A 13,378-nucleotide genomic window follows, 5' to 3' on the forward strand; every position below is an offset into this window, starting at 1 on the left:
TCACCACGCGACACGCGCAGTCCTCTATGTAGGGCGCTCCCTACACTGGGACAGGTGATCTCCCGTATCGATCTGCGCGGCGCCGCCGGTCGGGCTGTCCTGGACAGCCCCGCGGCCCTGCGCGACGTGATGCCCCGTGCCGAGTTCGACGTCGAGGCGGCCCTGGAGTCGGTCCGCCCCATCTGCGCCGACGTGCATCATCGCGGGGTCGAGGCGCTGATCGAGATCACCGAGCGCTTCGACGGCGTACGCCTCACCGACATCCGGGTCCCCGCCGACGCCATCGCCCGTGCCCTCGAGGAGCTGGACCCCAAGGTCCGCGCCGCACTCGAGGAGACCATCCGCCGCGCCCGCATCGTGCACCGCGACCAGCGCCGCACCGACACGACCACGCAGGTCGCGCCGGGCGGCACGGTCACCGAGCGCTGGGTCCCGGTGGAGCGCGTCGGCCTGTACGTGCCGGGCGGCCGGGCGGTCTACCCGTCGTCCGTCGTCATGAACGTCGTCCCGGCCCAGGAGGCCGGCGTCGAGTCCCTGGCGGTCTCGTCGCCGCCGCAGAAGGAGTTCGGCGGCCTGCCGCACCCGACGATCCTGGCCGCGTGCGCGCTGCTCGGCGTCGACGAGGTGTACGCGGTCGGCGGCGCCCAGGCCGTCGCGATGTTCGCGTACGGCGCGGGCCCCTGCGCGCCCGTCAACCTGGTCACCGGCCCCGGCAACATCTACGTCACCTCCGCCAAGCGCCTGCTCAAGGGCCGCATCGGCATCGACTCCGAGGCCGGCCCCACCGAGATCGCGGTGCTCGCGGACGCCACCGCCGACCCGGTCCACGTGGCCGCCGACCTGATCAGCCAGGCCGAGCACGACCCGCTGGCCGCGTCCGTCCTGGTCACCGACTCGGCCGAACTGGCCGACGCGGTCGAGGCCGAGCTGGCCACCCAGGTCGCCGCGACCAAGCATGTCGAGCGCGTCACCACCGCGCTGTCCGGGCGGCAGTCCGGCATCGTGCTGGTCGACTCGGTCGGCGACGGCCTCAAGGTGGTCGACGCATACGCCGCCGAGCACCTGGAGATCCAGACCGCGGACGCTGCCGCGGTGGCCGCCCGGGTGCGCAATGCCGGTGCGATCTTCGTCGGCCCGTGGGCGCCCGTCTCGCTCGGCGACTACTGCGCGGGCTCGAACCACGTGCTGCCCACCGGCGGCTGCGCGTGCCACAGCTCGGGCCTGTCCGTGCAGTCCTTCCTGCGCGGCATCCACGTCATCGACTACAGCGAGAGCGCACTCGCCGAGGTCGCGCACCACGTCGTCAACCTCGCCGAGGCCGAGGACCTGCCCGGCCACGGTGCCGCCATCAAGGCGCGTTTCGGATGGGCGGTTCCCGAGTGACCGGCACGACCCCTTCCACCTCCGCTGCCGCGGCCGTACGGATCGACGATCTGCCGATCCGCGATGAGCTGCGCGGCCAATCGCCTTACGGCGCACCGCAGTTGCACGTCCCGGTACGCCTCAACACCAACGAGAACCCGTACCCGCTGCCCGACGAGCTGGTCGACCGCATCGCCGAGCGCGTCGCGGACGCCGCGCGCGAGCTCAACCGCTACCCGGACCGCGACGCGGCCGAGCTGCGCACCAAGCTCGCCGCGTACCTCTCCGAGACCGGCGGCGTCGAGCTGGGCACCGCCAACGTGTGGGCGGCCAACGGCTCCAACGAGGTGCTGCAGCAGCTGCTCCAGGCCTTCGGCGGCCCCGGCCGCACCGCGCTGGGCTTCGACCCGTCGTACTCGATGCACGCGCTCATCGCGCGCGGCACCGGCACCGACTGGATCTCCGGCACCCGCCGCCCGGACTACTCGATCGACCTCGGCGAGGCGCTCGCCGCCATCGCCGAGCACCGGCCGAACGTCGTCTTCCTGTGCTCGCCGAACAACCCGACCGGCACCGCGCTGGACCCCGCGGTGGTCGAGGCGGTGTACGACGCGGCCCAGGCGGCCCGCCCTTCGCTCGTCATCCTGGACGAGGCGTACATCGAGTTCTCGCACGGCGTCTCGCTCCTGACGCTGCTCGAGGGCCGGCCGAACCTGGTCGTCTCGCGCACGATGTCGAAGGCCTTCGGCGCCGCCGGCCTGCGCCTCGGCTACTTGGCCGCGGACCCTGCGGTGGTGGACGCGGTCCAGCTGGTGCGCCTGCCGTACCACCTCTCCGCGGTCACCCAGGCCACCGCACTGGCCTGCCTGGAGCACACCGGGACGCTGCTCGGGTACGTCGCGGAGCTCAAGCAGCAGCGCGACCGCATCGTCGCCGAACTGACCGGCATGGGCTGCGAAGTCACCGCGTCCGACGCGAACTTCGTGCAGTTCGGCCGCTTCGAGGATGCGCACGCCGTGTGGCAGGCGATCCTCGACCACGGCGTCCTGGTCCGCGACAACGGAGTCCCCGGGATGCTGCGGGTCACCGCGGGCACCGATGCCGAGAACACCGCGTTCCTGGACGCGATGCGCGCCGTACTGAAGGAGATCAACCGATGACCCGGATCGGCCGCGTCGAACGCGCCACGAAAGAGACCTCCGTCCTCGTCGAGGTGAACCTCGACGGTTCCGGCCGGGTGGACGTCGCGACCGGCGTCGGCTTCTTCGACCACATGCTCGACCAGCTGGGCAAGCACGGCCTGTTCGACCTCACCGTCAAGACCGACGGCGACCTGCACATCGACTCGCACCACACCATCGAGGACACCGCGCTGGCGCTGGGCGGCGCGTTCCGCCAGGCGCTCGGCGACAAGGCGGGCATCCGCCGCTTCGCGAACGCGTCGGTGCCGCTGGACGAGGCGCTCGCGCAGGTCACGGTCGACCTGTCGGGGCGGCCGTACCTGGTGCACAGCGAGCCCGAGGGCATGGCGCCGATGATCGGGACCGCGTACGACACGACGCTGACGCGGCACATCCTGGAGTCGTTCGTGGCGCAGGCGCAGATCTGCCTCCACGTGCACGTGCCCTATGGGCGCAACGCGCACCACATCGTCGAAGCGCAGTTCAAGGCGCTCGCCCGGGCGCTGTCCGACGCGTGCGTGCTGGACCCGCGGCGCGCGGGCGTGATCCCGTCGACGAAGGGCGCGCTGTAGGGATGGGGCAGACGTACCAGCACATCCTCGTCCGCGCCGCGGCCGAGGACGTCGTCGAGGCGATGCTGCCTGACGACACCGGGTACGTGTTGCCACTGATCGACGGTGTGAGCGCACTGTTCATGGACGAGTCCGCATACCGGCTCGACGAAGAGGCCGAACGCCTCAGCGGCGCGCTGCGGACCGATGCCATGACGGTCGGCGTGCTGATGTCGGACTTCTTGATCGCGCACGCCTACCAGGACGGTGTGTCGGTCAACGAGTACCACTCCGGTCCGGATACCGTGCAGGTCACCGAGGACGCGGACGGGGTCTTGCGGTTCGCGGACGGCACTGTCTTCGATCCTTACCGCGACGAGTTCCCGCGCCCTGAACCGGTGGGCGGCGAACCGCGGTGGTTCCTGCCGTACGGCGTCCCCGAGGCCGAAGCCGAAACCGTTGCGCAGGTGCTCCGCTGCGAGGCACCCGATGGCAGCGAACTCGGCGCCGAAGGGCAGCACGCCTACCTCTACATCGCACTCGGCCTGCCGGTGCTCTGCATCGGCTTCCGACATCTCGACGACGATCTGCTGAACAACCCCGGCCTGGAGCAGCTGTTCGCCGCGGCCCTGCCGTTCGGCGAAGCCGAGCCGATCGTTCCGGTCGAAGAACCCGAGACCACCACAGAAGGCACTGAAGGCACCTCATGGGAACGCTGACCGTCGTATTCATCGCCCTCGGGTTGTTCCTGATCGGCGGGGTCATCTCGTTCGCCAAGCAGGGCATGCCGAAGGGTGTCATCGTCCTCCTCGGACTGTGCGCGGCCATGTCGCTCGCCGCCGGTCTGCTGCGCATCTAGTAGGGATCGCACCATGAAGAAGGTCGTCATCCTCGACTACGGGTCGGGGAACCTCAGGTCGGCCGAGCGCGCGGTGGCGCGCCTCGGTGTCGAGGTGGAAGTCACCGCCGACTACAAGACCGCACTCAACGCCGACGGGCTCGTGGTCCCCGGCGTCGGCGCGTTCGCCGCGTGCATGGACGGGCTCAAGGCGGTCCGCGGGGACCGCATCGTCGATCGGCGCCTGGCCGGCGGCCAGCCGGTGCTCGGGATCTGCGTGGGCATGCAGATCCTCTTCGAGCGCGGCGTGGAGCACGGCGTGGAGACCGCGGGCTGCGACGAGTGGCCCGGGACGGTCGAGCGCCTGGAGGCGCCGATCGTGCCGCACATGGGCTGGAACACCGTGGACGCGCCCGAGGACACCGTCCTCTTCAAGGGCATGGACGCCGACACCCGCTTCTACTTCGTCCACTCCTACGGCGTCCGCAAGTGGGAGATGGTCCCCTCCGACCACCTCGCGCCGCCGATGGTCACGTGGGCCACGCACGGCACGCCGTTCGTCGCGGCCGTCGAGAACGGGTACCTGTCCGCGACCCAGTTCCACCCCGAGAAGTCCGGCGACGCCGGGGCCCAGATGCTCCGCAACTGGCTTGCCACCCTCTGACACTCCGAAGGAACGAGACATGAGCGAGACCCCAGCCAGTCGCCTCGAACTGCTCCCCGCCGTCGACGTCGTGAACGGCCAGGCGGTACGCCTCGTCCAGGGCGAAGCCGGTTCCGAGACCTCCTACGGCGACCCGCTGACCGCCGCGCTGGCCTGGCAGAGCGCCGGCGCCGAGTGGATCCACCTGGTCGACCTGGACGCCGCCTTCGGGCGCGGCAGCAACAGCGCGCTGCTCGCCGAGGTGGTTGGCAAGCTGGACATCCCCGTCGAGCTGACCGGCGGCCTGCGCGACGACGCCACGCTGGAGGCCGCGCTGGCCACCGGCTGCCGCCGGGTGAACCTGGGCACCGCGGTGCTCGAGCACCCCGAGTGGGCGCGCGAGGCCATCGGCCGGCACGGCGACCGCATCGCGGTGGGCCTGGACGTGCGCGGCACCACGCTGGCCGGCCGCGGCTGGACCCGCGAAGGCGGCGACCTGTTCGAGGTGCTGGCCCGCCTCGACGCCGAGGGATGCGCCCGCTACGTGGTGACCGACGTCAACAAGGACGGCACCCTCACCGGCCCCAACCTGCAGCTGCTGCGCGACGTGTGCGCGGCGACCGACCGCCCGGTGGTGGCCAGCGGCGGCGTCTCGTCGCTGGACGACCTGCGCGCGATCGCCGAACTCGTCCCGATGGGCGTGGAAGGCGCGATCGTGGGCAAGGCCCTCTACGCGAACGCGTTCACCCTGGAAGAGGCCTTGGAGGCGGTGTCCCGATGACCGGTGTCGAGCGGTTTTCCTCGGGCGGTCCGTACGAGGACGTCATCGGCTACTCGCGTGCGGTCGCCGCGGGCGACTTCGTGCTGGTGTCCGGCTGCACGAGCATCGTGGACGGCATCTTCATCGGCGAGGGCGACCCGTACGAGCAGGCCCTGACCGGCTTCAAGACCGCCGAGAAGGCGCTCGCGCAGGCCGGCCTGTCGCGCGCCGACGTGGTGCGCACCCGCATGTACCTCACGCACGCCCGGGACGCCGACGCGGTCGGGCGCGCGCACAAGGAGATGTTCGACGAGGTCCGGCCCGCCGCGACGATGGTCGTGGTGGCCGCGCTGGTCGACTCGCGCATGCTGGTCGAGGTCGAGGTCGAGGCGTACCGGGGGGCCAAGTGAGCCTCGCCGTACGCGTGATCCCCTGCCTGGACGTGGACGCCGGCCGGGTGGTCAAGGGCGTCAACTTCCAGAACCTGCGGGACGCCGGGGACCCGGTCGAGATGGCCCGCGTCTACGACGCCGAGGGCGCCGACGAGCTGGTCTTCCTCGACATCACCGCCTCCTCGGGCAGCCGCGAGACCACCTACGACGTGGTCCGGCGGACCGCCGAGCAGGTCTTCATCCCGCTGACCGTGGGCGGCGGCGTGCGGGCCGTCGAGGACGTCGACAAGCTGCTGCGCGCAGGCGCGGACAAGGTCGGCGTCAACACCGCGGCCATCGCCCGCCCCGAGCTGATCGCGGAGATCGCCGACCGCTTCGGCGCGCAGGTCCTCGTGCTGTCGGTGGACGCGCGGCGCTGCGGCGAGGGCGTCACCACCGACTCGGGCTTCGAGGTCACCACGCACGGCGGCCGCAAGGGCACCGGCATCGACGCGGTCGCCTGGGCCGCCCGGGCCGCCGAGCTGGGTGCGGGCGAGATCCTGCTCAACTCGATGGACGCGGACGGCACCAAGGACGGCTACGACCTGGAGCTGACCCGCCTGGTCCGCGCCGAGGTGTCGATCCCGGTCATCGCCTCGGGCGGCGCGGGCGCGCTGGAGCACTTCGCGCCGGCCGTCGACGCGGGCGCCGACGCGGTGCTCGCGGCGAGCGTCTTCCACTTCGGCATGCTGCGCATCCCGCAGGTCAAGGACGCGCTGCGGGAGGCCGGCCACCCGGTCCGCTGACCCGCCGCGGCACCTGCCGCACCGCCGCCGCACCACCTGACCGGCGCATCCCGGGACCTCCCGGGGTGCGCCGGTCGGCGTACCGGGCGAGTGTGGAGCGCAGTGGTCGGCTCCGCGGACGGGGCCGCGCGATCGCCCGGAGGACCCGATGAGCACCGACCTGAACACCTACGGCGGCGGCCTGGACAGCAGCTACGGCGTGCTGGTGGTGACCACGAACGACGCCCCCGGCTACCGGGTCGACTCGGTCATCGGCGAGATCTTCGGCCTCACCGTGCGCTCCCGGCACCTCGGCAGCCAGCTCGGCGCGGGCCTGAAGTCGATCGTCGGCGGCGAACTGCGCGGCCTGACCAAGACCCTGGTGGAGAGCCGCAACGAGGCGATGCAGCGCCTCATCGAGCAGGCCCGGGCCCGCGGCGCCAACGGCGTGCTGGCGATGCGCTTCGACGTCACCGACGCCGGCAACGGCACCGAGATCTGCGCGTACGGCACCGCCGTGGTGATCAGCCGCGCGGAGTAGTCCGCAGGCCGGGCCTCTGCGAGAGTGTGCTGCGCATGAGCATGATCGCGGAGGGGGCGTGGCGGCGGTGGGGTTCGGGCGGCGGAAAGACCCGGCGGACGACTTCTGGACGCTCTTCGGGCGGGCCGGCGAGTTGGAGGAAGCCGAGGAGTACGGCGAACTGCTCATGCTCGCCGACCGGTTGATCACGGAGGGCGCGGGGTACGCGCCGGCCTACGGCGAACACATGGGTCATGTGCACCGCTACCGCGTGGTGGCGCTCGGCGAACTCGGTCGCGGCGGGGAGGCCTGGGAGCACTTCTCCCTGGTCCTGCCGCAGTTCCTGGCCGCCGGACCGCGGTCCGGCAGCACGGTGCGCGTCCTCCGGCTGGCCATGGGGGACTTCCTGCTCCGTGCGGGCCACGACGCCGCCGCGTACGAACTGCTGGATCTGGCACTCGAGGAGTGCCGGTCCGGGTGGCTGCACGCCGAGGCCGTGGAGACGGACTACTCCATCGCCGCGATAGAGGTGAACGCCGGGCGCTTCGCCGCCGCGGAAAGCCGCGTGCGCTCCATGGCCGACCGCCTCGCCATCGTGCAGGTCCCCGAGGCGGACCGGGCCCGGATCGGGGCCTGGCGGCGCTGGACACTGGTGGCCGCACTCAACGGGCAGGAACGTTTCCACGAGGCGGAACGGGCGGCCGCGGCGGCGCAGGCGGCGGCGGTCGCCCACGAAGGGCCGGGCGGCGACCTCGGACGCAACGTGCGCCTCGCCCGGGCCCGTGCCCTGGCCGGATCGGGGCGTGCCTACGAGGCCGAAGCCGAATGCCGGGCGGTCCTGCAGGAGATCGACATCCACGACCGGGCCTACCGCGGGCAGCTGTGCGTCCTGCGTACGGTGCTGGGGCGCGCGTTCACCGCGCAGCGCCGCCACGACCAGGCCGTGGCGGACCTCGAGGCCGCAGTGGCCCATGGATGCGCGTCCCTGGGGGCCGGCGACCCGCTCACCGTCGATGCCGCCCTCGCGCTCGCCGAGGCGCGGACCGCACGCGCGGGCGCCGGCGACACCGCCGAGGCCCGGCGGGTCCTGGAGACCGCCGTCCGCGAGGGCGAAGCCGGAATGCACCGCGGGCACCCCTGGCTGCAGACGGCCCGCGAGCGGCTGTCGGCCGCGACGGACCGGATCGAGACCGATGCCGCGCGGTCCGCGCATCTGCCCGCCCGGCCCTGGAAGTCCCGTGTGCAGCCGGGCCTGCGCCCGTGCTGGGACTGCGGCGACAACGTCTGGGAGCCCTGACCGGCACCGGCCCGCGCCGCCGCGGGATCAGGAGTCCAGGAAGCCCGACGCCAGCATGCCGATGAGGGCGAAGCCGACCACGACGCGGTAGATCGCGAAGCCCTTGATGGTGTGCTTCGAGACGAACTTGAGCAGCCAGGCCACCGAGGCGTACGCGACCACGAACGACACCGCGGTGCCCACGATCAGCGAGGTCACCGAGGTGTCGCCGCCGGTGGCGTCCTTGAGTTCGTAGATGCCCGCGCCGGTCAGCGCCGGGATGGACAGGAAGAAGGACAGCCGGGTCGCGGCCACCCGGTCCAGGCCCAGGATCAGGGCCGTGGAGATGGTCGCGCCGGACCGCGAGAAGCCCGGGAAGAGCAGCGCGAGGATCTGCGAGCTTCCCACCAGCATGGCGTCCTTGAGGGTGACCTCGTCCTCGCCGCGGCGCCGGGCGCGGGTGCCGCTCGCGACCTCGGCGTACCACATGACACCGCTGCCCACGATGAGCGAGCCGGCCACCACCCACAACGAGGCGAGCGGGCCGTGGATCAGCGGCTTCATGGCGATGCCGACGATGACGATCGGGATCGTCGCGTAGATCACCCACCACGCGAATTTGTAGTCGCGGTCCTGGCGTTGCGCCTTGTCCCCGATGCCGCGGCCCCACGCGGAGACGATGCGGACGATGTCCTTGAGGAAGTAGAACAGTACGGCCGCGATCGCGCCGACCTGGATCACCGCGGTGAAGCCGACGACGGACTTGTCGTCCACGTCGATGCCGAGCAGCCCCTCGGTGATCTTCAGGTGCCCGGTCGAGGACACCGGGAGGAACTCCGTGAGGCCCTCGACCACGCCAAGAATCACCGCGTCCAGGACGCCGATGTCGGAACTCACGGACGAAGTCTCCTCGGGGGACCGGCAGATGGGCCCGTGGATCTTCCCAGCCGCACATGAACGGGACAAGGACGCGAGGTCAACGTAGGGCCATCGGGGTGAGGTGCGCAGGAGATCGCCGAAGGAGGCCGGCCGGCAGGGCCCGAAGAAGCGGCGAGATCCGAAAGGGAAACTTCGAAAGAGTTATTGCGAAAGACTTCCTTCGGATCTACGGTGGTGTGCATGCCCGCAGACGAGTCCAAGCCCGTGACGCAAGACGTCGAGGCCCTCAAGGTCTTCGCCCACCCGCTGCGCCTGCGGCTGAGCCGCCTGCTCAATGCGGAAGGCCCGGCCACCGCCTCGACACTGGGGCGGGCTGTAGGCGCCACGCCGTCCCTGGTCAGCTACCACCTGCGCGCGATGGCCAAGTTCGGCTTCGTGGTCGAGGCGCCCGAGGCCGGGCAGGACGGCCGCGAGCGCTACTGGAAGTCCGCGCAGGACCTCCGCTTCCGCACCGGCGACTTCCAGGGCGACGACATCGGCCGCGAAGTCTCCGGGACGGTCATCCGGGTCATCGAGGCGGAGCGCGGCGAGCGCCGCGACGAGGGCTACCGGCGCGTGCTCGAACTCGGCGGCCGCTGGCCGGAAGCCAGCTTCAGCACCGCCCCGGCCCTGCGCCTGACCGCGGAAGAACTCCTCGCGCTGTACGGCGAGTTGATGGAGGTCGTGGACCGCTACCGGGGCCTCCCGGAGGCCACGGGCGACGGTACGCCGCGCGAGCGGGTGCTGCTGGAGATGTACGGCTTCCCTTACGCGCCCTGACCCTGACCGCGAGGTGACCGTGAACCGCTCGTCGCGCACCACCGGCACAACCGCGACCAAGTCCCCGTCCGCGTCCACGGGCTCGTCCGCGTGCCCGTCCCCGACCGAGACCGCTGCGCACCCCGGGCCCGTGGCCCCGGCCGCCCCTCGGAAACCGGTCCCGGTTCCGGACGCGCCCCCCGCGTCCGGACCGGGGCCGGCCATCACCCGCTGGCTCGGCGCGTTCGCCGCCTCGCTGGTCGGCGACCAGATGTGGTTCCTCGCCCTGGCATGGAGCGCGGCCGAGACCGCCGGCCCCACCGGGGCGGGCATCGTGGTCACCCTCGGCACCGTGCCGCGCGCGCTCCTGATGCTGCTCGGCGGCTCGATAGCGGACCGCTTCGGGGCCCGCCGCGTGGTCATCGGCAGCGTGCTGGTCCGGTTCGCGGTCATGGCCTTCGCCGCGGCCGCGGTCGCGCTCGCCGCCCCCGGGGTGGCCCTGCTGGCCGCGATCGCGCTCGTATTCGGGGCCGTGGACGCGCTGTTCATGCCGGCCATCGGCGCGCTGCCGCCCACGCTGACCATGCCTGAGCACTACGCCCGCGTCCAAGGCCTGCGCAGTCTGATGACGCGGCTGTCGGCGATCGCCGGGGCTCCGGCGGCCGGCCTGGTGCTCGCGAACGGCGGCGTCGCGGCGGCGTTCGCAGCCAGCGCCGGGCTGTTCGCCTTCTCGTTCCTGCTGCTCTGGCGGCTGCGCCCGGTCCCCGCCGCGGTGGCCGCCGCCGACGCCAAGGACGGGGGAGTGCCGCCCGGCGACGGGAGCATCCGCGAAGGGCTCCGCTACGTGCGGTCCGTCCCGCTCCTCACCTGGGTGATCGCCGTCGGGATCATCTCCGAACTGGGCTTCAGCGCCCCGATGAACCTTGGGCTGGTGCTGCTCTCCGGCGACCGCGGCTGGGGCCCCGGCGGCGTCGGCCTGATGCTGGGCGCCTGGGGAGCCGGGGCGGTGGCCACCGGCCTGGTCCTGTCGGTGCGCGGCCATGTCCCGCACGCGGGCCGCGTCATGACCGCGGCGCTGGGCCTCGGCGCGGTCGGCATGGGCGTGATGGGCCTGGCGCCGACGCTGCCCGTCGCGATGGCGGGTGCTGCGGTCCTCGGCCTCGGCTCCGGTTTCTGGGGCGGGCTGAGCGCCGCCCTCATCCAGACGACCGCCGCCCGCAGCATGCTCGGCCGCGTCGTCGCCCTGCAGATGCTGGGCGCGGTCGGCCTGGTGCCGGTCACCTATCCGCTGGCCGGTCTGCTGTCCGATACCGCCGGACCGGCCGCGCTGTTCGCGGTCGGCACCGGCCTGCAGGCCCTGGCCTGCGCGGTCGCGCTGTGCTGCGCGCCGCTGCGCACCGCGCTCCTGGAGCGGCCCGGCCGCGCCGAGCGCGCGTCCTGACCGGCGGGCGGACGGGGCCGTGGACAGGGCGGGCCGGGCAGCGGACCGGGCAGACGCGGCGAGCCGGGCGAGCCGGCCCGCCCACCCGGCTCAGATGCCGGTCGGCGTGGCGTGCAGCTGCCGTACCGCGTCCTCGTCGCCCTCGACGGTGACCAGCGCCTGCTCCTTGCGCCCGTAGACGTAGAGCAGGAGTTCGGCGGGCGGCCCGGCGAGCGTCACCACGGGAGTGCCCTTGCGGACCACGACCGGCCGGGCCTCGTCCGCGGTGTCCGTGCGGCGCAGTTCCACGCCGACCGGGACCTTGCGCATCATGAGCTTGGCGCCGCCCTTGACCCGCTTCCACAGGAAGTCGTTCAGCCCGGGGTCCAGGTCGCGCGGCTTGAAGTCGGGCTGCGCGCGGCGGACGTCCTCGAGGTGGACGAAGTACTCCATGGTGTTCGCCGCCGCGTCCACACCGGGCAGGCCGAACAGCGAAAGCCGCGGCGGGCCGGTCCGCACGAGGTGGATGAGCTCCTCGTACGGGCGGGCCGCCTTCGCGCGCCGCACCTTGTCGGTGTAGTTCGCCAGCGGCTTGAACAGGATGCCGGGGGAGGAGTCGGGCCGGCGCTCGCGGACCACCAGGTGGGCGGCGAGGTCGCGGGTAGTCCAACCGGCGCACAGCGTGGGGGCGTCCGGGCCGACCTGGGAGAGGAGGTCGGCGAGGGCAGCGCGTTCCGTACGGGCGTAGGAAGCCATGCGCCGCATCGTTCCGGTGCCCGGTGGCAAGGTCAAGCTCCACCGGGCGGCTGCGGCCGAGGTCACGGCCCGGGCGGCGGCCCCGCCTGCTGGTGCGCGCTCATCCAGCGCAGCACGTCGGGCATGAGCGCGGTCCAGGTCTTGAAGTTGTGGCCGCCGGTGGGCAGGACCAGCGTGTCGGCCTTCAGCGGTGCCTTGGCCAGCTTCAGGAACTCCTGGGTGGACGCGTAGTTCTCCTCGTCCTTGCTGGTGGTGAGCAGCAGGTTCACCGGCGGGGCGGGCAGGTTCTGCAGCCGCCAGAGCAGGTCCTGGCTGTTGCGGAACTGCTTGCTGCCGCCGTACAGGTCCCCGGTCTGCCCGTCCTGCACCGCGTCGTACATGCCGGACAGCGAGGCGCCCGCGCCGATCCGGTCGGAGTTGAGCATGGCCAGCTTGGCCGCGCAGTAGCCGCCGGTCGAGTTGCCGATCATGCCCCAGGCGGCCGGACCCGGCGCGACCCGGAAGGCGCCGCGGACGGCCTCGGGGAGGTCCTGCGAGAAGAAGGTGCCGGACTGCGGGCCGCCGGGCACGTCGGTGCACTCGGTGTCGCGGCCCGAGGTCTGGGACGGCCGCACCATGACGTAGATGGTCGGCTGCACGCGGCCCGCGTTGATCTCGGTGGCCGCGGTCTTGGGGATCTCCATGCGGGTGATCAGGTTGCGGGCGTCGCCGGGGTAGCCGGTCACCACGACCGCGACCGGGAAGCGGCGGTTCTGGCCGTCCGGCTGGAAGTACTGCGGCGGCAGGTAGACGTAGCCGCTGGTGTCCAGGCCGCTGCGGCGGCCGGTCACGTCGATCGCCACGATCTGGCCCGCGGCCTGCGGGTTGCCCCCGTTGGGGACGTCCACCGCCTCGGTGTCGCCCAGCTTGACCAGCTTCGCGGCCGGGTCGCCGGCACCGCCCTGCCCGGTGTACAGCGTCGGCTTGCCGGTCTTGCCGAGCAGGTCGTCCCAGCTTGTGTAGAAGAGGTAGTACCGGTTGCCGAAGAGCGCGAGCAGCGACAGGACCAGGGCCTGCACCACCAGCAGCGCGCCTATTCGGCCCAGGACCGCCTTCCAGTTCCGGCCGCCGAGCCGGGGCCACAGCCACACCACCGCGACGACCGACGCGAGGGCCAGCACACCCAGTACTGCGAGAAGGGTCCTGCTGGTCAGCCCCACGTGATCTTTCCTTTGCGGTGTCTGAAGCGGTCCCGGGAA

Annotated in this window: 16 protein-coding genes; 13 read left to right on the forward strand and 3 right to left on the reverse strand. The window is 72.3% G+C overall.

Going from position 1 to position 13,378, the window contains the following annotated elements; genetic code table 11:
- Positions 1-54: 54 nt before the first annotated feature.
- The 11 genes from hisD to LZ495_RS24750 all read left to right on the forward strand — a co-directional run bounded on the left by hisD (position 55) and on the right by LZ495_RS24750 (position 8,308).
- Positions 55-1,383, forward strand: a complete 1,329-nt coding sequence (gene hisD, locus LZ495_RS24700) for a histidinol dehydrogenase (RefSeq protein WP_235055065.1) — start codon at positions 55-57, stop codon at positions 1,381-1,383.
- Entirely contained in the window at positions 1,365-2,522 is a 1,158-nt protein-coding gene (locus LZ495_RS24705; protein ID WP_235055066.1) for a histidinol-phosphate transaminase, read from the forward strand. The genes hisD and LZ495_RS24705 overlap by 19 nt, the downstream gene beginning before the upstream one ends.
- Positions 2,519-3,115 (forward strand): imidazoleglycerol-phosphate dehydratase HisB, encoded by a 597-nt coding sequence (hisB, locus tag LZ495_RS24710; protein WP_235055067.1) that lies wholly within the window; start codon positions 2,519-2,521, stop codon positions 3,113-3,115. Before LZ495_RS24705 ends, hisB begins: the two co-directional genes overlap by 4 nt.
- Before the next feature lie 2 nt (positions 3,116-3,117).
- Entirely contained in the window at positions 3,118-3,813 is a 696-nt protein-coding gene (locus tag LZ495_RS24715) for a hypothetical protein (RefSeq protein ID WP_235055068.1), read from the forward strand.
- On the forward strand, positions 3,801-3,953 hold the full coding sequence (locus LZ495_RS24720; RefSeq protein ID WP_235055069.1) for a CG2302 family histidine operon protein: 153 nt from the start codon (positions 3,801-3,803) through the stop codon (positions 3,951-3,953). The genes LZ495_RS24715 and LZ495_RS24720 overlap by 13 nt, the downstream gene beginning before the upstream one ends.
- Before the next feature lie 13 nt (positions 3,954-3,966).
- On the forward strand, positions 3,967-4,596 hold the full coding sequence (gene hisH, locus LZ495_RS24725; RefSeq protein ID WP_235055070.1) for an imidazole glycerol phosphate synthase subunit HisH: 630 nt from the start codon (positions 3,967-3,969) through the stop codon (positions 4,594-4,596).
- 19 nt (positions 4,597-4,615) lie between these two features.
- Complete coding sequence (gene priA, locus LZ495_RS24730; RefSeq protein ID WP_235055071.1) at positions 4,616-5,356, forward strand: bifunctional 1-(5-phosphoribosyl)-5-((5-phosphoribosylamino)methylideneamino)imidazole-4-carboxamide isomerase/phosphoribosylanthranilate isomerase PriA; 741 nt, start codon at positions 4,616-4,618, stop codon at positions 5,354-5,356.
- Positions 5,353-5,745, forward strand: a complete 393-nt coding sequence (locus LZ495_RS24735) for a RidA family protein (protein ID WP_235055072.1) — start codon at positions 5,353-5,355, stop codon at positions 5,743-5,745. The genes priA and LZ495_RS24735 overlap by 4 nt, the downstream gene beginning before the upstream one ends.
- Positions 5,742-6,512 carry an imidazole glycerol phosphate synthase subunit HisF gene (gene hisF, locus LZ495_RS24740; protein WP_235055073.1) on the forward strand — a complete coding sequence of 257 codons (771 nt, stop codon included), beginning with the start codon at positions 5,742-5,744 and terminating at the stop codon, positions 6,510-6,512. The genes LZ495_RS24735 and hisF overlap by 4 nt, the downstream gene beginning before the upstream one ends.
- 148 nt (positions 6,513-6,660) lie before the next feature.
- Complete coding sequence (locus tag LZ495_RS24745) at positions 6,661-7,032, forward strand: YbjQ family protein (RefSeq protein ID WP_235055074.1); 372 nt, start codon at positions 6,661-6,663, stop codon at positions 7,030-7,032.
- 58 nt (positions 7,033-7,090) lie between these two features.
- Positions 7,091-8,308 carry a tetratricopeptide repeat protein gene (locus LZ495_RS24750; protein ID WP_235055075.1) on the forward strand — a complete coding sequence of 406 codons (1,218 nt, stop codon included), beginning with the start codon at positions 7,091-7,093 and terminating at the stop codon, positions 8,306-8,308.
- A 27-nt stretch (positions 8,309-8,335) separates the two neighbouring features.
- Here LZ495_RS24750 and LZ495_RS24755 read toward each other — a convergent pair whose 3' ends face one another.
- A complete protein-coding gene (locus tag LZ495_RS24755; RefSeq protein ID WP_235055076.1) occupies positions 8,336-9,184 on the reverse strand; it encodes an undecaprenyl-diphosphate phosphatase in 849 nt (282 codons plus the stop codon).
- Between the two features lie 222 nt (positions 9,185-9,406).
- Here LZ495_RS24755 and LZ495_RS24760 point away from each other — a divergent pair, with 222 nt between their 5' ends.
- On the forward strand, positions 9,407-9,985 hold the full coding sequence (locus LZ495_RS24760) for an ArsR/SmtB family transcription factor (protein ID WP_235055077.1): 579 nt from the start codon (positions 9,407-9,409) through the stop codon (positions 9,983-9,985).
- Between the two features lie 13 nt (positions 9,986-9,998).
- Positions 9,999-11,405: an MFS transporter gene (locus tag LZ495_RS24765; protein WP_235055078.1), complete on the forward strand. Its 1,407-nt coding sequence runs from the start codon at positions 9,999-10,001 to the stop codon at positions 11,403-11,405.
- A gap of 90 nt (positions 11,406-11,495) precedes the next feature.
- Here LZ495_RS24765 and LZ495_RS24770 read toward each other — a convergent pair whose 3' ends face one another.
- Both LZ495_RS24770 and LZ495_RS24775 read right to left on the reverse strand, forming a co-directional pair.
- A complete protein-coding gene (locus LZ495_RS24770; protein WP_235055079.1) occupies positions 11,496-12,140 on the reverse strand; it encodes a TIGR03085 family metal-binding protein in 645 nt (214 codons plus the stop codon).
- A gap of 62 nt (positions 12,141-12,202) precedes the next feature.
- Complete coding sequence (locus LZ495_RS24775) at positions 12,203-13,339, reverse strand: alpha/beta hydrolase (RefSeq protein ID WP_235055080.1); 1,137 nt, start codon at positions 13,337-13,339, stop codon at positions 12,203-12,205.
- Between the last annotated feature and the right edge of the window lie 39 nt (positions 13,340-13,378).

Origin of the sequence: Yinghuangia soli (assembly GCF_021502675.1) — a bacterium.
Classification (GTDB): Bacteria; Actinomycetota; Actinomycetes; order Streptomycetales; family Streptomycetaceae; genus Yinghuangia; species Yinghuangia soli.

Coding starts and splice junctions, on each gene's coding strand:
- LZ495_RS24705 (WP_235055066.1), top strand. CDS start 1,365: ATGGGCGGTTCCCGAGTGACCGGCACGACCCCTTCCACCTCCGCTGCC.
- hisB (WP_235055067.1), top strand. CDS start 2,519: ATGACCCGGATCGGCCGCGTCGAACGCGCCACGAAAGAGACCTCCGTC.
- LZ495_RS24715 (WP_235055068.1), top strand. CDS start 3,118: ATGGGGCAGACGTACCAGCACATCCTCGTCCGCGCCGCGGCCGAGGAC.
- LZ495_RS24720 (WP_235055069.1), top strand. CDS start 3,801: ATGGGAACGCTGACCGTCGTATTCATCGCCCTCGGGTTGTTCCTGATC.
- hisH (WP_235055070.1), top strand. CDS start 3,967: ATGAAGAAGGTCGTCATCCTCGACTACGGGTCGGGGAACCTCAGGTCG.
- priA (WP_235055071.1), top strand. CDS start 4,616: ATGAGCGAGACCCCAGCCAGTCGCCTCGAACTGCTCCCCGCCGTCGAC.
- LZ495_RS24735 (WP_235055072.1), top strand. CDS start 5,353: ATGACCGGTGTCGAGCGGTTTTCCTCGGGCGGTCCGTACGAGGACGTC.
- LZ495_RS24745 (WP_235055074.1), top strand. CDS start 6,661: ATGAGCACCGACCTGAACACCTACGGCGGCGGCCTGGACAGCAGCTAC.
- LZ495_RS24760 (WP_235055077.1), top strand. CDS start 9,407: ATGCCCGCAGACGAGTCCAAGCCCGTGACGCAAGACGTCGAGGCCCTC.
- LZ495_RS24770 (WP_235055079.1), bottom strand. CDS start 12,140: ATGGCTTCCTACGCCCGTACGGAACGCGCTGCCCTCGCCGACCTCCTC.